Raw genomic sequence first — 19,496 nt, 5'->3', positions numbered from 1 at the left:
AATATTTTATAAAAAATATATTTGTTTGTCAACACTTTTTAAAATCGATTATTTAACTGCTACGGAAGATGGATCAACCTTCACGCCAGGGCCCATAGTTGAAGTAACAGTTACGTTCTTCATGTATGTTCCTTTAGCAGCTGCAGGCTTCACTTTAAGCATTGTATCAAATATAGTGTTAAAGTTTTCAACAAGCTTTTCAGTGTCAAATGAAACTTTTCCGATTGGCACGTGGATGTTACCAGCTTTGTCAACACGGTATTCTACTTTACCTGCTTTGATTTCTTTAACAGCCTTATCAACATCAAATGTTACTGTACCTGTTTTAGGGTTTGGCATTAAGCCTTTAGGTCCAAGAACACGTCCGAGCTTACCAACTTCACCCATCATATCAGGTGTTGCAACGATAACATCAAAATCGAACCAGCCTTGAGTGATTTTGTTAATGTATTCAGCATCGCCTACATAGTCTGCACCAGCAGCCTCTGCTTCTTTCACTTTTTCACCTTTAGCAAAAACTAGCACACGCTGTGTTTTACCAGTTCCGTTCGGAAGAACTACTGCACCGCGGATATTCTGGTCAGCTTTCTTAGGGTCAACGCCTAAACGGAAAGCAGCCTCAACAGTTGCATCGAATTTTGCGTAGTTTGTTTTCTTTGCTAATTCGATCGCTTCATCAATCGCATAAGCTTTTTCACGATCTACAAGCTTTACTGCTTCTAAATACTTTTTGCCTTTTTTAGCCATTATAATTTCCTCCTCGATTGTGGTTTTAGCGGAATTACCTCCCACGAAAAAGGTTGCGCGTGAAGGCAAATTCTCACAACGCAACCCCGCAAAACAACCTAAATACTAGCACACATTAGTCTTCGATAACGATACCCATGCTGCGTGCAGTACCTTCAACCATTAACATTGCAGCTTCTACGCTTGCAGCATTAAGGTCAGGCATTTTTGTTTCAGCAATCTCGCGTACCTTGTCACGCTTGACTGTTGCTACTTTATTACGGTTTGGTTCACCTGAACCAGACTCGATACCAGCTGCTTTCTTAAGCAATACGGCAGCAGGAGGAGTTTTCGTAATAAATGTAAATGAACGGTCTTCAAAAACCGTGATTTCAACAGGGATAATTAACCCAGCCTGTTCAGCTGTACGTGCGTTAAATTCCTTACAGAATCCCATGATGTTAACACCGGCTTGACCAAGTGCAGGTCCTACTGGCGGTGCAGGGTTTGCTTTACCCGCAGGGATTTGTAATTTTACAAGTTTGATTACCTTTTTAGCCACGAGACACACCTCCTTAAAGTCCGTGATGTGGTAATAGGGTCCCTCTATCTTACCGTGGTTCCCTCCCACTCATCTTATCGTCTTTATATAAAGATAAAGAACACACAATTGTCCGGTCTCGAAACCCGAGACATACTGACCTATGAAATATTATCACTTTTTAGAACTGATTTCAAGTTTTTTTAGTTTGATTGAACAAAATTCTTGTTTATATCGTTGCTTTTATAATTTCTCGATCTGTGAAAAGTCAAGTTCTACCGGCGTATCGCGGCCAAACATATTAACTAGAACCTTAATTTTCGCCTTATCTTTGTCAATCTCTTCGATGGATCCAGGAAGATTGGCAAATGGACCTTCTTTAACCTTAACCATTTCACCAATTTCAAAGTCAATGTCCACCCGTTTTTCATCGAAGCCCATACGCTTCAATAGGGAATCCACTTCATCAGGCAGCAGCGGAGTTGGTTTAGAACCAGAACCAGCGGATCCAACAAACCCTGTTACTCCCGGAGTATTTCTGACAACATACCAGGAGTCATCCGTCATAACAATTTCCACCAGCACATAACCAGGGAATACTTTTCTTTTTACAATCTTTTTCTTCCCGTTTTTAATTTCTGTTTCCTCTTCTTCCGGCACAATCACACGAAAAATTTTATCTTGCATACCCATAGATTCTACACGTTTTTCAAGGTTTGCTTTTACTTTGTTCTCATACCCTGAATACGTATGAACAACATACCAATTCTTTTCCATTCAAGGGGACGATGTCGTCCTTCCCTCCCTGCGATTAACAAATGATCAATCAATGCCAATCAAATTTTTTTACCAAATGAAAAAACCCGTTACCGGGCTTCCACAAATGTTTCCTGTTTATTTTCCATTATACCATGGACATACAGGGGTTATTCAAGAATTAAACGAATCAATTCAGAAATCCCTAAGTCAATGACTGCAAAGAAAACCGCAACGAACGTAACTGTTGCTAGAACCGTAATAGTATAGCTGGTTAGCTCTTTCCGCTTCGGCCAGCTGACTTTTCTCATTTCACGTCCGACTTCACGGAAAAACTTCAAGATGCGTTGCATTTTGTAACCCCCAAATTCCCAAGAATATGCCTTTATATCTATAAAAATTTCACTTTGTTTCCCTGTGAGTTGTATGAACATTACAATTCTTACAAAACTTTTTGAGTTCTAGACGTTCTGAATCCTTGTGATTATGAGTCGTATAATTTCTAGATCCGCATTTCTCACAAGCTAACACAATCTTATTTCCCATTGATTCACCTACTAAATCAATATACGCCCTTAAAACTTTATCACGGACATGTAATGATGTCAATAAACGGCGGAAATTGGAAGAGGGCACAAGCAGGATTATAAAGAAATCTCTCTTACTTCCAGATACCGTTCAAGTTTGCGTTTAACCCGCTGAAGGGCATTATCAATTGACTTGACATGACGATTTAATTCTTCGGATATCTCTTGGTATGACTGGCCATCCAAATATAGCGCAAGCACTTTTCTTTCTAAATCACTTAGAAGTTCAGCCATCTTTACTTCAATATGATCAAACTCTTCCTGATTGATAATTAACTCTTCTGGATCCATCACCTTTGCCCCAGAAATCACGTCCATCAAGGTCCGGTCTGATTCCTCATCATAAATAGGCTTGTCCAATGAAACGTATGAATTCAGCGGTATATGCTTTTGCCTCGTAGCTGTTTTTATTGCTGTAATAATCTGCCTTGTGATGCACAGCTCAGCAAACGCCTTAAAGGATGATAGCTTATCCTCTTTGTAATCGCGGATAGCTTTATATAAACCTATCATTCCTTCTTGGACAATATCCTCTTTATCTGCGCCAATCAAAAAGTAGGATCTCGCTTTGGCACGGACAAAATTCCGATACTTGTGAATGAGGTAGTCTAATGCTTCGCTTTCCCCTTTATGCACTAGTACAACCAGTTCTTCATCCTCAAGATGAACATAGCCAAAATTTCCTTCGTCTATCGTCTTAAAGTCAGTACTCACTAAGGATCCCCCCAACCGCACAAGCATAGATAAAATTATTATACAGTAGGGTTTTTTCCAGAGTCAACCATCCATCACTTTTCTCTGCGCCATTTTTCAAAAATTTCTGCAACTTCCGGCTTAAGAGCGATTTTCGAAAATGGCTGTTTTTCCTGAATCTTCTTTACCTTTTTTTCTATATTGCTCTCTATCATATTCATTTCATTTAACAATTCTCTTGAAGACTTTCTCAGTGCGCCCTGACCAAAAATGGCCCACTGTTCTGTATAGTCGGATGTTGCGACATGTATTTGCGTTTTAATATTGCTAAGGCTGATGGCAAGCTTTTCAATTCTTTCATCAGCCGTTTCATTTGCTTTTGTAAAAATAACTTCAACTTTGCTGTTTTTATATTTTTTCTGTGTCCCCTTTACATACTGGGCATCAAAAACAACAATTACCTTATAACCTGAATACCCCTGATACTCAGCCATTTTTTCAACCAGCCGATCCCTTGCGGCTGATAAGTCCTTTTTTTTCAGCTCCTGCAGCTCTGGCCATGCCCCGATTACGTTATAGCCATCAACAATAAGGATGTCCATTTTTATCCCTCAAGAGGGTGTCTTTTGCGATAAACCTCATACATAAGAAGAGCAGCAGCTACAGATGCATTTAAAGATGTAACATGACCAGACATAGGCAGTTGAATGAGAAAATCACACTTATCCCTGATTAAACGCCCCATTCCTTTTCCTTCACTGCCAATGACTAAGCCTAGTGGAAGGGTACCATCAAACTGACGATAATCCTGATCTCCCGATGCATCGGTACCAGCAATCCAGACGCCTTGTTCTTTTAATTCATCAATGGTTCTTGCCATATTTGTTACACGGACAACAGGAATATGCTCAATGGCCCCTGTTGATGCCTTTGCTACAGTAGCCGTAAGACCGACAGCTCTTCTCTTTGGAATAATGATGCCGTGAGCTCCCACAGCATCTGCTGTTCTCATAATCGATCCTAAATTATGCGGATCTTCAATTTCATCGAGCAAAAGGAAGAAAGGAGCTTGATTTTTCTTTTCTGCTGCTTCGAATAAATCGTCCAATTCTGCATATTGATAAGCTGCAACCTGTGCTGCTACACCCTGATGGGCTTGTCCCTCAGCAAGCTGATCCAGTTTTTTCTTCGGTACAAACTGAACAAATACACCTGATGATTTAGCTAAGCCAATCACCTGCTGCATTTGGCCTCCTTGGGATCCTTCTGCAATAAGAATTTTGTTAATGTCCCTGCCTGACTTCAATGCCTCGATTACAGGATTTTTCCCAACAATAATATCCTGACTCATGACAAACCTCCTCCTTCCTTCTCTTCTGTCATCCGAAAACTTTCCAAAATAATTTCTTCAAGCCGTTCCTGCTTCCCAGCCAAGTAGAGATAGCCTAGAAGCGATTCAAAAGCTGTGCTGTATCTGTATGTTTGAACATCAGTATTTTTCGGCACTGTACCGGATTTTGCATTTCTGCCTCTTTTCACAACGGCTGTCTCTTCTTCAGTCAGCATTTGTGAATCAAGCATCTTATGAATGATCTGGGACTGCGCTTTGGCTGAAACATAATGGGTCGCTTCTTTGTGCAAAAAATGGGGGCGGACGCGCCCCTGCTGTATCAGATGTCTGCGTACATAGATTTCAAAAACAGCATCGCCCATATAAGCAAGGGCGAGGCTATTTAATTGTTTTTCATCTATTTTGTTCTTATAATGAAGCATCCTTTATCCTCTTTTCCATCTCGTGCCTTGCGGTGTGTCCTCAAGGATAATGTTCATATCTTTTAGCTTGTCACGGATTTCATCTGCCAATTGAAAATTGCGGTCCTTACGAGCTTGTATACGCTGCTGAATAAGCTGTTCAATTTCCTCATCAAGCAATTCGCCCTTTTCCTCATCAAGCGAAAGTCCAAGCACCTGGAAAAGTTCCTCAAATTCCTTTGTAAGAGCCTCAATGACTCCAACAGATGTATTTTTCTCCCGCAAATAAAGATTGGCCAATTTTGAAAGCTCAAATAGGACAGATATGCCATTGGCTGTATTGAAATCGTCATCCATGGCCTTAATAAATTCCTCATGAAGGGCAGATAAATTTTCAATCCATTCCCCATTATTATCTGTTAAATTGGCACTTGTCTGCTTACGGTGGTTCAGATTGTGGTACGACGTTTTAATCCGCTCTAAACCCGCACGAGTATCTTCTAAAATTTCCTCGCTATAATTGATCGGATTGCGGTAGTGCACAGAAAGCATAAAGAATCTGATCATTTGGGGATCATATGTTTTGATAATGTCATGAACCAGGACAAAATTGCCAAGGGATTTAGACATTTTTTCGTTATCAATATTAATGTATCCATTATGCATCCAATAGCGGGCAAAAGTTTTGCCGGTTACCGCTTCCGATTGGGCGATTTCATTCTCATGGTGCGGGAAGGTCAAATCCTGTCCCCCTGCATGAATATCAATGGTATCCCCTAAATATTTTCTAGCCATGGCTGAGCACTCGATGTGCCATCCCGGTCTTCCTTTGCCCCATGGGCTATCCCAATAAATTTCGCCTTCCTTTGCTGCCTTCCAAAGGGCAAAATCAAGAGCATCATTTTTCTTTTCTCCTACAGCGATTCGCGCACCGGATTTCAGCTCATCAATGGACTGATGTGAAAGCTTTCCGTATTCATCAAACTTTCGCGTATGGTAATACACATCTCCCTCAGATTCATAAGCAAATCCTTTATCGATTAAAGCCTGAATAAAATCGATAATAATATCCATATTTTCTGTTACTCTCGGATGGACATCTGCCTTTTTGCATCCAAGAGCTGAAACATCAGAAAAATAAGCTTCAATAAACCGGTCAGCGATAACAGGTACTTCCTCGCCTAATTCATTAGCCGCACGAATTAATTTATCGTCGACATCTGTGAAGTTAGAAATGTAATTTACATCATAGCCGCGGTATTCAAGGTATCTTCTTACGGTGTCAAAAACAATTGCCGGACGGGCGTTCCCTATATGAATATAATTATAGACAGTTGGTCCGCAAACATACATTTTCACCTTTCCTTCTTCCAAAGGAATAAAAGGCTCTTTTTTTCTTGTCAGGGTATTATAAAGCTGTATAGCCATTAAACCTGGCTCCTTTCTCTCTTCAAAAATTCCATTTCTTTTTTCAAAGTATCGATTTCATTCTGCAGTTCCTTTAACCGGTCGGCAATTGGATCTGGAAGGTCTGAGTGGTTTAAATCCTTGCTGATTTTCATGCCATCCCGGATTTTCACCTTTCCTGGTATACCCACAACTGTAGAGTTTGGCGGCACTTCATGAAGAACAACCGAACCCGCTCCTATCTTCGAATTTTCCCCAATTGTTATCGACCCCAGCACTTTTGCTCCTGTCGCAATTAAGGCATTATCCATAATGGTCGGATGCCGCTTTCCCTTTTCTTTCCCTGTTCCTCCTAGCGTAACACCTTGATAAACTGTTACATTATCGCCAATTTCACAGGTTTCGCCAATCACAACACCCATTCCGTGGTCAATGAAAAACCGCCTCCCTATTTTTGCTCCGGGGTGGATTTCAATGCCTGTAAAGAATCGGCTTATTTGCGAAACTGCTCTTGCTATAAAGAATAACCTTTTCTTAAAAAAGAAATGTGCCACTCGGTGAGCCCAGATAGCATGCAATCCTGAGTAAGTTAATATTACTTCCAAATAGCTTCTAGCCGCGGGATCCTGCTCAAATACCACATCGATATCTTCTTTCATTCTTTTAAACATCCTTTTCAGCCCTCCTCTTGTATCACTTGAAGTTTTTCCTAAATAATATTTTCTGGGAAATAGCTTATTTCCTAACGTTTTCCCACAATAAAAAAAGCGCCTCTGTCATCATGACAGAGACGCTAAAAGCGCGGTTCCACTCTGTTTAGGCAATAAATATGCCCCAACTTAAACCTTGTAACGGCAGGCATCCGCTTATTTCTACTATGATGACAAAACATTGTTCGAAATAAGGCTCAGAGGGGCACTTCAGAACTATGAGAGGCCTAAACCACTTTCAGCCGGTGATGGTTCTCTCTAATAAGCATCATTGATCCTACTTTTCCTCTTCAACACTTTGGATATTATATGATTACTTAATAATATATTACATTTTAGCTAAGATGTTAACCTAAAATGTTTGATAATCGATTTTTTACTTTTTCTTTTCCAAAAAGCTCAATGGTCTGAGGAAGATCCGGCCCATGTGTTTGTCCTGTAATGGCTGCACGAATTGGCATAAAGAGTTTCTTGCCCTTATGGCCAGTTGATTTCTGCACAGTCTTCATGGCTGCTTTAATTTCATCTGCCTTAAATTCGCTAAGACTATCAATTTCATTTAGGAAGGCAGATAGAACTTCAGGTACCTGCTCCTCTTCAAGAATCGCCTTTGCCTCTTCTTCAAAAGCTAATTCCTCTTTAAAGAAAATCTCAGAAAGGTCTACAATTTCAGCACCAAAGCTCATTTTTTCCTGGTATAAGGCAATTAGGCTTGTTACCCACTTTGTTTCTTCTTCCGTCATATCTTCTTTAACGCGGCCGGCCTTCACAAGATGCGGAAGGGAAATATTCACTAATCTGTCTATGTCAATTTTTTTCATATACTGGTTGTTCATCCAGGTTAGCTTCTGCTTATCAAATAAAGCAGGCGATTTAGATAGACGGTTTGCATCAAAAATTTGGATAAACTCATCCTTAGAGTATATCTCTTCTTCGCCAGACGGTGACCAGCCTAGCAAAGCGATAAAGTTAAAGAGGGCTTCAGGCAGAAAGCCAAGCTCTTCATATTGTTCTATAAATTGAATAATTGATTCATCCCGTTTGCTCAGTTTTTTGCGGCTTTCATTAACAATTAGGGTCATATGGCCAAAGATTGGGGGCTCCCAGCCTAATGCATCATAGATCATTAATTGCTTTGGCGTGTTTGAAATATGATCGTCCCCTCTTAAAACATGAGAGATTTCCATCAAATGATCATCAATGGTTACAGCAAAATTATAGGTTGGCGTTCCATCCTTTTTCACAATAACATGATCGCCAATGCCATCTGATTCAAAAGAAACTTCTCCTTTTACCATATCATTGAAAGAATACACTTTGCCCTTAGGCACAGCAAAACGGATGCTAGGCTGTCTTCCTTCTGCCTCAAGCTTCACTTGATCCTCCGGTGTTAAATGGCGGCAGCGGCCGGAATAGATTGGGGTTTCTCCTTTTGCCATCTGAGCTTCCCTGTCAGCTTCAAGCTCTTCTTCCGTACAATAGCATTTATAGGCATGTCCCTTTTCCATTAGCTCTTTGTAAAACTTCTCGTAAATATCGTTTCTTTCAGACTGGCGGTATGGCCCGAAGCCGCCATCCTTATCGACGCTTTCATCCCAATCAATGCCAAGCCATGTTAAATATTTCAGCTGGCTTTCTTCTCCGCCGGCAATATTGCGCTTTTTATCCGTATCCTCAATGCGGATAATAAACTTTCCGCCATTATTTCTTGCATATAAGTAGTTAAATAACGCTGTACGGGCATTACCGATATGTAAATGTCCAGTTGGACTCGGGGCATAGCGCACGCGAATATCATTTGACATAAAATTTTTGCCTCCTCATTTTCTCTTATCCGTCCTATATTGTATCACCCGCGTGAGGGGAAAACATCTATAAATCAGGGTTATTTGCTTTTTTGCAGCAGCACAACAGCCTGTGATGCAATTCCCTCTCCTCTTCCAGTAAATCCAAGCTTTTCTGTAGTAGTGGCTTTTACATTAATTCTTTCTATATCTGTCTCTAATATTTCAGCAATTCTTTCTTTCATTTGATCTATGTATGGCGCCATTTTTGGCTTTTGCGCAATAATGGTGCAATCGGCATTAACAAGCTCGTACCCTCTCTTTTTCACCAGTTCCCAAACAAGTTCAAGTAATTTTGCTGAATCAGCATCTTTAAAGGCAGGATCTGTGTCAGGAAAATGCTTGCCAATGTCTCCTTCACCAATAGCCCCTAGACAGGCATCCGTAATCGTATGCAGCAGAACATCAGCATCTGAATGACCTGCCAAGCCCTTTTCATGCGGAATGTGAATACCGCCAATAATCATGGGGCGTCCTTCTGTTAATTGATGTACATCAAAGCCTTGTCCAATTCGAAACATTTTTTAGTCCCCTTTTTGTTTAATCTGTTCTTTTCTTTTACACATAATAGCCTCCGCAAAATATAAATCCTCCGGAGTGGTTAATTTTATATTGTCATAGTTTCCTTCCACGATAACCACCTTATGACCAAGCCGCTCCACTAAACTGGAATCGTCTGTGCCAAGATAGGAATCTCTTTCAGCCTTCTGGTAGGCATCAAGCAAGAGAGAAAAACGAAAAGCCTGTGGGGTTTGCACAGCCCACAAGCTTGAACGCTCAACTGTTTCGGCAACCATATTCCCTTCAGCCCTTTTTACTGTATCCTTAACCGGAACGGCCAATATGGCAGCTCCGGTTTCATCAGCAGCATCTGTAAGAGAATGAATTTGTCCTTGGTCAACAAAAGGGCGGGCAGCATCATGAACTAGAATAACCCCTTGCGGCTTTACACATTTCAGCGCATTGAAAATGCTGTATTGTCTTTCCGTTCCCCCGTATATCAAGGCCTGGACTTTCCGGATATGATATTGGCTGATTAATTTCTTCACCTCAGCTTCATCATCCGGATTAATGGCAAGGTAAATTCCCTGGCACTCATCATCTGTTTCAAAGATATTTAATGTATGAATAAAAACAGGTATATGATTCATTTCAAGTAAAATCTTGTTTTTTCCGGCGCCCATCCTTTTCCCCTGTCCGGCAGCCGGTAAAATGACTTGATAAGCCATAGATACAAACTCCAATCTCCTTAAAGCAGCTTACAATGCTTTTTCTAATAGTTTTGGCTTGGCAAAAATCATGCGGCCTGCAGATGTCTGCAGAACACTGGTTACAAGCACATCAATATTTTTGCCAATATAATCCCGGCCATCCTCAACTACAATCATTGTACCATCATCAAGATAGGCGATGCCTTGATTTTGTTCCTTCCCATCCTTGATTACTTGGACCTTCATCTCTTCTCCAGGAAGGACCACTGGTTTCACTGCGTTAGCCAGGTCATTAATATTTAGAACAGATACACCTTGAAACTCACAAACTTTGTTTAAATTAAAGTCATTGGTTACTACCATGCCGCCGGTTATTTTCGCCAGCTTGACAAGCTTGCTGTCAACTTCTTGGATTTCTTCAAAATCCCCTTCATAGATTTCTACCTTTACCGATAGTTCCTTTTGGATTCTGTTTAAAATATCTAAACCTCTTCGTCCTCTATTTCTTTTGAGAACATCTGAGGAATCAGCAATATGCTGCAGTTCCTCTAAGACAAACTGCGGAATCACGATTGTTCCTTCCAGAAAGCCCGTTTGGCAAATGTCAGCAATTCTTCCATCGATAATGACGCTTGTATCGAGTATTTTTAAATCATTTTTTGGAGGAATCTCCATTTCTTCTTCATTTGTTTTTTTCTTTTTATTTGAAAATAACGATAACAGCTCATCTCTCTTTTTAAACCCGACCTGAAATCCTAAATAGCCAAATAACAGGGTTAATACGATTGGCGCTACAGTGTTCAGGATAGGGACTTCGATGGCATTGAGCGCATAGCCGACTAGAAAAGCGATAATTAAACCAAATGCTAATCCTACACTTCCAAAGATAATATCGGTGATTGGGATTTTAACCAGGGACTCCTCCACCCATTTTACAAAATTGACAACATGGTCAACTGCCCAAAAAGAAATAAGATAAAAAATAATAGCACCTAAAAGAGCGGACATGTAAGGATTATTAAGAAGTTTCACATCATCCATAGATATTAGCCTTAATAAATCAGGAATTAAAAAGATCCCAAGCGTGACTCCAATGATAATGAAGCATGCTTGAACAATACGTTTTAACATTCCTTCACCTCCTTTTATTCATTATAAACAGTTTTTTCAAATTGAAACCTAATGAACCTTTAATTTCCATAAAACATCCATTATATCAGCATAACTCAACTACAGCCTTAGGTTAGCACCATCGTTTATAGACTGTCAAATAAATTCCTTATTTTAGCATATCCTGTTTTATAGTTCAATAATCTCTCAGAGTCTGCGGTCGGTAAAAAGCTGCTTTTTGATTAGATCCAGACCGTCCTTAATCTTCTTGGCCCTAACCTCGCCAATTCCCTCTACTTCATCCAGCGCTTCAACTGAACCTGCCAAAATTGCCGGGAGGTCGCCAAATTTGCCAATAAGGTTTTCAATAATAATAACAGGAAGCCGCGGGATCTTCGACAGCATCCGATATCCTTTTGGACACCTGTACTCATCCATATGAACATAGCCGCTGTAGCCCAACAGCTTTAAAATAACATTGTCGTCCAGCATTTTCCCGATAGATAATTCTTGAAGGCGCTCAAAAGTCCCCTTTGCATCCACCTCATTATCGCTGGCATAATCCTTAATAATCAATTCAACCTCACGCTCTATATCCAATAGAAGCTCATTCATCTGCAAACGGATAAGCCGGCCTTCGACTCCTAATTCGCTTAAATGGGCAAGAAGCTCATTCTTTATTCTCAGCACCATTTCCACGCTGTGAAAGACATTGACGATATCACAATAAGTGACAATCTCCTCAAACTCAAGGATGCTTAAATTTGTAATGCTCTCCTCCAAAACAATCTTGTATTTTTCCAGCGTCTGCAAAGCGACATTCGCTTTTGTCAGTATGACAGCGATGTCCCTTAGCGCATAGCGAGAGTGCCCCTTATACAGGGTAATCACATTTCGCCTCTGAGAGATGGCTATCACCAGCGAACCGGTTTGCTTTGCCGTTCTTTCTGCTGTCCTGTGTCTCATTCCTGTCTCACTTGAAGGAATAGAGGGATCTGGAGCCAGCTGAGCATTTGCAATAACAATTTCGTTTCCTTCCTCGTTTAAAATGATGGCCCCATCCATTTTCGCTAACTCGTATAAATAGCTTGGTGTAAACGGTGCATTAATCTGAAAGCCTCCGTCCACGATCTGTAACATTTTATCATTGCTTCCAAGTACAATTAGGCCGCCTGTTTTGGCACGCAGGACATTATCGATTCCCTCTCTGATTGGCGTGCCCGGAGCCATAAATTGAAGAATTTCACTCATTGATTTTTCACCAAGCTTTTTATTTTCCATGCTTTATCCTCCTAATGCCGCTTTTAATGCTTCATTAACAGAACTAACTCCAACAAGTTCAATTCCCTTTGGTGCATGCCAGCCTCCTAAATTATTAGCCGGCAGGATAACTCTCTCAAAGCCAAGCTTAGCTGCCTCCTGAATACGCTGTTCAATTCTGGATACTCTTCTGATCTCGCCTGTCAAACCAACCTCACCGATCACACAGTCCGTTGGCCTAGTCGGCTTATCTCGAAAGCTTGAAGCAATACTGATAGCGATCGCTAAATCTATGGCAGGTTCATCAAGCTTTACTCCTCCCGCAACTTTTAAATAGGCATCCTGATTCTGCAAGAGCATCCCTGCCCGTTTCTCCAGGACCGCCATCAAGAGCGGCACACGATTGTGATCTACCCCTGTTGCCATTCTTCTTGGGTTTCCAAAGCTCGATGGGGAAATAAGCGCTTGAATTTCGACAAGCACTGGACGTGTTCCTTCCATTGAGGCAACCACTGTAGAACCTGCTGCTCCCTGTGATCTTTCTTCAAGGAAAATTTCTGACGGGTTTTTTACCTCTTCAAGCCCAAACTCCTTCATTTCAAAAATACCCATTTCATTGGTAGAGCCAAATCTATTTTTTACTGCTCTTAAAATTCGATAGGTATGGTGGCGCTCTCCTTCAAAATATAATACTGTATCCACCATATGCTCTAATAATCTAGGCCCCGCAATAGAGCCCTCCTTTGTAACATGCCCAACAATAAAAATAGCAATGCCTTTTGTTTTTCCTATTCTCATAAGCTCTGCCGTACATTCCCTTACCTGTGAGACACTGCCGGGGGCTGAAGTGACTTCAGGGTGGAATATAGTTTGAATGGAGTCGACAATGACAAATTCAGGGCTTGTGCTGTCAATTGTCCTGCTAATCTCTTCCAGGCTGGTTTCGGAGTAAACAAACAAGTTTTCTGAAGAAATGCCCAGACGGTCAGCCCTTAATTTTGTTTGCCGCATGGACTCTTCACCAGATATGTATAAAACAGAATGGCTTTTTTTCGCCAATTGCGAAGATACCTGCAGCAGCAGGGTCGACTTTCCAATACCCGGGTCACCGCCAATCAGCACTAAAGACCCTTTGACAACTCCTCCGCCTAGCACACGGTTTAGTTCAGCTAAATCGGTATATATCCGCGGTTCTGTTACTGTCTCAATAGAGGTAATAGGAGTGGCCTTAGCAAGGACAGCTGTCCCTTCAGAATGAGCAAATGCTCCTCTGCGTGAGACAGAAGTCTTTTCGACCTCTTCAACCATTTTATTCCATTGTCCACACCCTGGACATTTCCCCATCCATTTAGGAGATTCATATCCGCATTCCTGACATATAAACTTAGTTTTTCTTTTTGCCATTCTATTTCCTCTTCCTGTCCTTCGTTTGTCATCTAATAGGCAAAATAATGTTAAAAGAAGGTACACGCGCTCTCACATGTACCTTCTTAATCTTTTCAATTCTTGATGAAATTACTTTTGCAAGGTTTCAGCCAGATTTTCCTTTTTGGCTTCCACAACAAAGTCCCCATCACGAAAATCAACAACTACATTTTGCCCCCGTGCAATTGTTCCTTTTAAAAGCTCCTCAGATAAACGATCCTCAATATGCTTTTGAATGGCTCTGCGCAAAGGCCTTGCTCCGTATTCCGGATCATAGCCTTCTGCGGAAATCTTTTCCTTTGCAGCTTCTGTAATATCTAAAATGATATCTTGTTCTTTTAGTCTTGATATTAACTCATTGGACATAAGTGTAACGATGTTCTGTAAATGCTGCTTTTCTAATGCGTGGAAGACAATAATTTCATCAATACGGTTAAGGAATTCTGGACGGAATGCCTTTTTAAGCTCTTCCATCACTTTTCCTTTCATGTCCTTGTATTCAAATTCACCATCCTGAATATTAAATCCAACATATTTATTTCTTCTAAGAGCCTCAGCACCAACGTTTGAAGTCATAATGAGCACGGTATTGCGGAAATCAACAGTTCTCCCTTTAGAATCTGTTAAACGTCCATCCTCAAGCACTTGCAGAAGGATATTAAATACATCTGGATGGGCCTTTTCAATTTCATCTAAAAGGACAACGGAATACGGCTTTCTGCGTACTTTTTCTGTTAATTGGCCGCCTTCCTCATAGCCGACATATCCTGGAGGGGAGCCAACAAGCCTTGAGGTTGAATGCTTCTCCATATACTCTGACATGTCAATGCGGATCATTGCATCCTCATCGCCGAACATGGCTTCTGCTAATGCACGGGCAAGCTCTGTTTTACCAACACCAGTAGGTCCAAGGAAAATAAAGGAGCCAATTGGGCGCTTAGGATCCTTTAGACCTGCACGTGCACGCCGTACTGCCTTAGAAATGGCTTTGACAGCCTCTTCTTGCCCAATTACTCTGGAGTGTAAAACCTCTTCCAATTTTAAGAGCTTCTGTGTTTCTGTTTCTGCCAGTTTTGAAACTGGGATACCCGTCCAGCTGGATACGACACTGGCAATATCATCAACAGTTACTTCACTGTTTTCTTTACCTTGCTTTTCTTTCCAGGATTTCTTTGTCTCCTCAAGCTGTTCGCGAAGACGCTGTTCATTATCACGGAGTGAAGCAGCCTTTTCAAACTCCTGGCTTTGCACCGCAGCATCCTTTTCTTTTCTTACATCCTCCAGCTTGATCTCTAATTCTTTTAAATTTGGAGGTGTCGTATAGGAACGCAAGCGCACCTTTGATCCTGCTTCATCAATCAGGTCAATCGCTTTATCTGGAAGGAAACGGTCTGAGATATAACGGTCAGATAATTTCACAGCCGCATCGATTGCCTCATCCGTTATTGTCACTCGGTGATGAGCTTCATAGCGGTCTCTTAATCCCTCTAAAATTTGAATCGATTCCTCCGCTGTCGGTTCATCAACCATAATAGGCTGGAAGCGTCTCTCAAGTGCTGCATCTTTTTCAATATATTTTCGGTATTCATCAAGAGTAGTAGCCCCGATACATTGAAGTTCTCCACGGGCAAGGGACGGCTTTAAGATATTTGATGCGTCAATTGCACCCTCTGCACCGCCGGCACCAATTAATGTATGCAGTTCGTCAATGAATAAAATGATATTGCCAGCCTGACGGATTTCGTCCATTACCTTCTTCAGACGGTCTTCAAATTCGCCGCGATATTTCGTACCAGCAACTACTGTACCCATATCAAGCGTCATCACCCGCTTATCGCGAAGAGTCTCTGGAACTTCATTGTTAATAATCTGCTGGGCAAGACCTTCGGCAATAGCTGTTTTACCGACACCCGGCTCTCCGATTAAAACAGGATTATTTTTTGTCCGGCGGCTAAGCACCTCAATCACACGCTGAATTTCCTTAGCCCTGCCAATAACCGGATCAAGACTTCCCTCTCTGGCGATAGCTGTTAAATCTCGTGCAAGTCCATCAAGGGTAGGGGTGTTTGCATTCGCAGACGAACCTCCCTGATGGCCCCCTGCTTCATTGCTTCCTAAAAGCTGAAGTACTTGCTGACGTGCTTTATTTAGGCTTACTCCAAGGTTGTTAAGCACACGTGCTGCAACGCCCTCTCCTTCTCGGATAAGACCCAATAGGATATGCTCGGTGCCTACATAGGAGTGGCCTAATTTTCTTGCTTCATCCATCGAAAGTTCAATGACCTTTTTTGCCCTTGGCGTATAATGAGGAGTCTGAGAAGCATCCTGGCCTCTGCCAATCAGATTTTCCACTTCTTTTTGAATCTTGTCAGAGCCAAGGCCCAGAGCATAGAGAGCTTTTGCTGCAATGCCTTCTCCTTCTCGCACAAGACCTAATAAGATGTGTTCTGTCCCAATGTTATTATGTCCCAGGCGAACTGCTTCTTCCTGTGCTAATGCTAAAACCTTTTGAGCTCTTTCAGTAAAACGACCGAACATCATAATCTCATCCTCCTATCTCTTTATCCTCCATTTTCAATCTTTCCCTTATTAACGTAGCCCGGCGAATATCACGTTCGTATGGACGCAAAGGACCGCCGGCATACTGCTGCAGAAATCCTGGCTGAGTTAAGATCATTAATTCATTTAAGATGTTCTTAGAAACATTTTTAATATAATTCATATCAATACCAAGCCGAACATCCGAAAGGCATCTTGCAGCCTCTTTAGATTCAATGATCCGGCAGTTGGATAATACCCCATAAGAACGGAAGACTCTGTCTTCTAATTGTATGTTGGAAGTTTTCGCTAATGCTTCCCTTGCAGATCTTTCTTGTGAAATTAGCTGACTGACAACACTTTTTAAATCTTCCACAATATCTTTTTCAGATTTGCCTAAGGTAATCTGATTGGAAACTTGAAAGATATTACCTAAAGCTTCGCTGCCTTCCCCGTAAATTCCTCTAACAACTAATCCAAGCTGGTTAATAGCAGGAATAATGCGATTCATTTGCTGGGTCAGAACAAGGCCAGGAAGATGAACCATGACGGAAGCTCTTAATCCAGTGCCAACATTGGTTGGGCAGCTGGTCAAATAGCCAGTATGCTCGTCATAGGCATAATCTACTTTCTCCTCCAGCCAGTCATCTATATAATTGGCCATTTCCAGTGCTTCTGTTAGCTGAAAGCCCGGAAATAAGCATTGAATCCGAATATGATCCTCTTCATTGATCATAATGCTCAATTCCTCATTTTCGGAAAGAACACATGCCCCATAAGAAGAATTTTCCGCCAGCTGCGGACTAATTAAATGTTTTTCCATCAAAACCCTTTTTTGCAGCGGCTGTAATTGATCCATTAATAGAAGCTCTAATCTTCCAAGGTTAGGAAAAGAGGCATTCTTCACTCTTTCCTGAATGGTCTCAATAACGGATTGAGCTTCTTCGTTTGTAAACAATGTCGGGAACCTATATTGCTTTATATTTCTGGCCAGCCGAATTCTCGAGCTTAAAATAATATCAGAATCTGGGCCATCTGCACTCATCCAGGAGCTGATAGCAGACCTGAGGAAACGTTCAAGCGACAAGCTACATTCCCCCTTCGTTCAATTGGCCTTCCAGCCTTCTTATTTCATCTCTAACTTCGGCGGCTTTTTCAAATTCCTCTAGAGTGATGAGCTCCTTTAAGTTTTGTTTAAGCTCTTCAATATTTTTCTTAATATGCATGCTTCCGCCGATTCGTTCTGGTATTTTCCCATTATGCACGGAATTACCGCTATGAAGTCTTCTTAATATTGGTGTCAGCTGCTCTTCGAAAGTTTTATAGCAATTAGCGCATCCAAACCTGCCCACTTTAATGAATTGCTGAAATGTCATCGAGCATTGATCACACTGTAAAGTCTCTTCCTGATGAAAAGGATCTTCTTTTGCTTTATTATGAAAAGCCGGCTCCATATTTAGCAGTCCAGCCAACAAGTTGTTAATGGAATATCCTGATGCCCCGCTTAGCATGAACATATCGCCCTTTTCCTGAGCGCACTTTTCGCACAAATGGTACTCGGCCTTCTCTCCATTTAAAATTTTAGTAAAATGAAGAGTCGCGGGTCTTTGATTGCACTCTTGGCATATCATAATTTCACCTCTCCGCCATAAGCTGCTATTTATATTTTAAGGTTGTCAGCATAGCCTTTAGCATCCGTGCCCGGAGTTCATCACGGTATGGGAGTTCAATATACAGTACTGACCGGTCAATAACGCTTAACATAATCTTCGCTTCTCTGTCTGTAATAACTCCTTCTTCGACCAGCCGAAAAATAACATCCTCTGCACTGCCCTGGGCTATGCGACTTTTAATTAAGCTTAATAATTGGTCGACTAAATGAGCATCATCGCGGGTTCTTACCTTCATAATACGAATGTATCCGCCTCCGCCTCGTTTGCTCTCCACGGTATATCCCTTCTCGATGGTAAAACGCGTGTTGATCACATAATTAATTTGCGAAGGGACACATTGGAATTTATCGGCAATCTCGCTTCTCTTTATCTCAACGATTTCCTGCTCACTCATTTCTAATACCTTTTTTAAGTAACTTTCTATGATATCTGAGATATTTCTCACCATTCCCTCCCCCTCTGACTTTGACTATATTTGACTTTAATTATACATAACTCCAATTTTTCTTGCAACGAACAGCCATTACTAATTTTCCCTCTTTTTTAACTTCCCAAACCCGTTTTATGCAATTCGGTAAATGTATTATTTTTTTGATATGGGGCACGTTTAGAAAATTTTTGATGGGTTTCATGTACCATGGACAATTTAGCAGGGTTTTTTAATTAGTGGTGTCCATAAGGCGGGCCTTATTCGACGGTTTGTGGGTGGTTTTTATTGGGTGAAGTCCGTGGGGCCGGCCTTATTGGATAGTTTGTGGGTAGATTTATTGAGTGATGTCCATGAGAACGCTTCTAATAGACAATGCGCACTGTTTTTGTGGGAGAGGTGTCCATGAGACCACTGCTAATGGACACCACGGAGAGATTTCCCTCTGATAATGTCCATGAGGAAGCCTCTCATAGATGCCTTCCCCAGTTTTCAGCATGTTTGTGTCCGATAGCGCTTAACAATTGATCGTAAATAAACACAAAAAAAGAACATCTTTTCAGATGTCCTTTCATTTTGCTTGGCAGCGTCCTACTCTCACAAGGGGACAGCCCCTAACTACCATTGGCGCTGAGAAGCTTAACTTCCGTGTTCGGGATGGGAACGGGTGTGACCTTCTCGCTATCGCCACCAAGCCATATACAATTGAGGTTCATTCCCTCAAAACTAGATAATGGAAAGAAGAATATGAGTAATCTATTTGGTTAAGTCCTCGATCGATTAGTATCTGTCAGCTCCACGTGTCGCCACGCTTCCACCTCAGACCTATCAACCTG

At 41.4% G+C, this 19,496-nt stretch carries 21 protein-coding genes, 1 rRNA gene and 1 other annotated feature; all 22 genes read right to left on the bottom strand.

Annotated elements, in window-relative coordinates; all coding sequences use genetic code 11:
* Positions 1 to 48: 48 nt before the first annotated feature.
* Positions 49 to 792, bottom strand: coding sequence for a 50S ribosomal protein L1 (rplA, locus tag AC1Q59_RS22185; protein ID WP_492368098.1), 744 nt, complete (start codon positions 790 to 792; stop codon positions 49 to 51).
* A gap of 70 nt (positions 793 to 862) precedes the next feature.
* Positions 863 to 1,288 carry a 50S ribosomal protein L11 gene (gene rplK, locus AC1Q59_RS22180; RefSeq protein WP_057776525.1) on the bottom strand — a complete coding sequence of 142 codons (426 nt, stop codon included), beginning with the start codon at positions 1,286 to 1,288 and terminating at the stop codon, positions 863 to 865.
* 222 nt (positions 1,289 to 1,510) lie between these two features.
* Entirely contained in the window at positions 1,511 to 2,044 is a 534-nt protein-coding gene (gene nusG, locus AC1Q59_RS22175) for a transcription termination/antitermination protein NusG (RefSeq protein ID WP_492368044.1), read from the bottom strand.
* Positions 2,045 to 2,193: 149 nt separating this feature from the next.
* Positions 2,194 to 2,376 (bottom strand): preprotein translocase subunit SecE, encoded by a 183-nt coding sequence (gene secE / locus AC1Q59_RS22170; protein ID WP_492368043.1) that lies wholly within the window; start codon positions 2,374 to 2,376, stop codon positions 2,194 to 2,196.
* A 49-nt stretch (positions 2,377 to 2,425) separates the two neighbouring features.
* Complete coding sequence (gene rpmG / locus AC1Q59_RS22165; RefSeq protein WP_492368042.1) at positions 2,426 to 2,569, bottom strand: 50S ribosomal protein L33; 144 nt, start codon at positions 2,567 to 2,569, stop codon at positions 2,426 to 2,428.
* Between the two features lie 98 nt (positions 2,570 to 2,667).
* On the bottom strand, positions 2,668 to 3,324 hold the full coding sequence (gene sigH, locus AC1Q59_RS22160) for an RNA polymerase sporulation sigma factor SigH (protein ID WP_492368041.1): 657 nt from the start codon (positions 3,322 to 3,324) through the stop codon (positions 2,668 to 2,670).
* A 74-nt stretch (positions 3,325 to 3,398) separates the two neighbouring features.
* Positions 3,399 to 3,905 (bottom strand): NYN domain-containing protein, encoded by a 507-nt coding sequence (locus AC1Q59_RS22155; protein ID WP_492368040.1) that lies wholly within the window; start codon positions 3,903 to 3,905, stop codon positions 3,399 to 3,401.
* Between the two features lie 2 nt (positions 3,906 to 3,907).
* Entirely contained in the window at positions 3,908 to 4,654 is a 747-nt protein-coding gene (rlmB, locus tag AC1Q59_RS22150; RefSeq protein WP_492368039.1) for a 23S rRNA (guanosine(2251)-2'-O)-methyltransferase RlmB, read from the bottom strand.
* The gene (locus AC1Q59_RS22145) at positions 4,651 to 5,076 is read right to left on the bottom strand and encodes a Mini-ribonuclease 3 (protein WP_492368038.1); all 426 of its coding nucleotides are present in this window, start codon (positions 5,074 to 5,076) and stop codon (positions 4,651 to 4,653) included. The genes rlmB and AC1Q59_RS22145 overlap by 4 nt, the downstream gene beginning before the upstream one ends.
* Positions 5,077 to 5,079: 3 nt before the next feature.
* Positions 5,080 to 6,483 carry a cysteine--tRNA ligase gene (gene cysS, locus AC1Q59_RS22140; protein WP_492368037.1) on the bottom strand — a complete coding sequence of 468 codons (1,404 nt, stop codon included), beginning with the start codon at positions 6,481 to 6,483 and terminating at the stop codon, positions 5,080 to 5,082.
* Positions 6,483 to 7,133 carry a serine O-acetyltransferase gene (gene cysE, locus AC1Q59_RS22135; RefSeq protein WP_492368036.1) on the bottom strand — a complete coding sequence of 217 codons (651 nt, stop codon included), beginning with the start codon at positions 7,131 to 7,133 and terminating at the stop codon, positions 6,483 to 6,485. Before cysE ends, cysS begins: the two co-directional genes overlap by 1 nt.
* Positions 7,134 to 7,245: 112 nt before the next feature.
* Positions 7,246 to 7,475, bottom strand: a binding site (T-box leader).
* A 44-nt stretch (positions 7,476 to 7,519) separates the two neighbouring features.
* Positions 7,520 to 8,977 carry a glutamate--tRNA ligase gene (gene gltX, locus AC1Q59_RS22130; protein WP_492368035.1) on the bottom strand — a complete coding sequence of 486 codons (1,458 nt, stop codon included), beginning with the start codon at positions 8,975 to 8,977 and terminating at the stop codon, positions 7,520 to 7,522.
* An 80-nt stretch (positions 8,978 to 9,057) separates the two neighbouring features.
* Positions 9,058 to 9,537: a 2-C-methyl-D-erythritol 2,4-cyclodiphosphate synthase gene (ispF, locus tag AC1Q59_RS22125; RefSeq protein ID WP_492368034.1), complete on the bottom strand. Its 480-nt coding sequence runs from the start codon at positions 9,535 to 9,537 to the stop codon at positions 9,058 to 9,060.
* A gap of 3 nt (positions 9,538 to 9,540) precedes the next feature.
* Positions 9,541 to 10,245, bottom strand: coding sequence for a 2-C-methyl-D-erythritol 4-phosphate cytidylyltransferase (gene ispD, locus AC1Q59_RS22120; RefSeq protein WP_492368033.1), 705 nt, complete (start codon positions 10,243 to 10,245; stop codon positions 9,541 to 9,543).
* 30 nt (positions 10,246 to 10,275) lie between these two features.
* Positions 10,276 to 11,358, bottom strand: a complete 1,083-nt coding sequence (locus AC1Q59_RS22115; RefSeq protein WP_492368032.1) for a PIN/TRAM domain-containing protein — start codon at positions 11,356 to 11,358, stop codon at positions 10,276 to 10,278.
* A 186-nt stretch (positions 11,359 to 11,544) separates the two neighbouring features.
* Positions 11,545 to 12,618, bottom strand: coding sequence for a DNA integrity scanning diadenylate cyclase DisA (gene disA / locus AC1Q59_RS22110; RefSeq protein ID WP_492368031.1), 1,074 nt, complete (start codon positions 12,616 to 12,618; stop codon positions 11,545 to 11,547).
* 3 nt (positions 12,619 to 12,621) lie between these two features.
* On the bottom strand, positions 12,622 to 14,001 hold the full coding sequence (gene radA, locus AC1Q59_RS22105) for a DNA repair protein RadA (protein ID WP_492368030.1): 1,380 nt from the start codon (positions 13,999 to 14,001) through the stop codon (positions 12,622 to 12,624).
* A gap of 111 nt (positions 14,002 to 14,112) precedes the next feature.
* Positions 14,113 to 16,563, bottom strand: a complete 2,451-nt coding sequence (gene clpC / locus AC1Q59_RS22100) for an ATP-dependent protease ATP-binding subunit ClpC (RefSeq protein ID WP_492368029.1) — start codon at positions 16,561 to 16,563, stop codon at positions 14,113 to 14,115.
* A 4-nt stretch (positions 16,564 to 16,567) separates the two neighbouring features.
* On the bottom strand, positions 16,568 to 17,647 hold the full coding sequence (mcsB, locus tag AC1Q59_RS22095; RefSeq protein ID WP_492368028.1) for a protein-arginine kinase McsB: 1,080 nt from the start codon (positions 17,645 to 17,647) through the stop codon (positions 16,568 to 16,570).
* Position 17,648: 1 nt separating this feature from the next.
* Complete coding sequence (gene mcsA, locus AC1Q59_RS22090) at positions 17,649 to 18,191, bottom strand: protein-arginine kinase activator protein McsA (RefSeq protein ID WP_492368027.1); 543 nt, start codon at positions 18,189 to 18,191, stop codon at positions 17,649 to 17,651.
* Between the two features lie 25 nt (positions 18,192 to 18,216).
* A complete protein-coding gene (locus AC1Q59_RS22085; protein WP_492368097.1) occupies positions 18,217 to 18,678 on the bottom strand; it encodes a CtsR family transcriptional regulator in 462 nt (153 codons plus the stop codon).
* A 560-nt stretch (positions 18,679 to 19,238) separates the two neighbouring features.
* Positions 19,239 to 19,355: ribosomal RNA gene (rrf, locus tag AC1Q59_RS22080) — 5S ribosomal RNA — on the bottom strand.
* Between the last annotated feature and the right edge of the window lie 141 nt (positions 19,356 to 19,496).

This window comes from Cytobacillus sp. MT66 (genome assembly GCF_058792595.1).
Note: the sequence above shows the minus strand (reverse complement) of the source record. Positions and strands in the feature narration are given on the sequence as shown.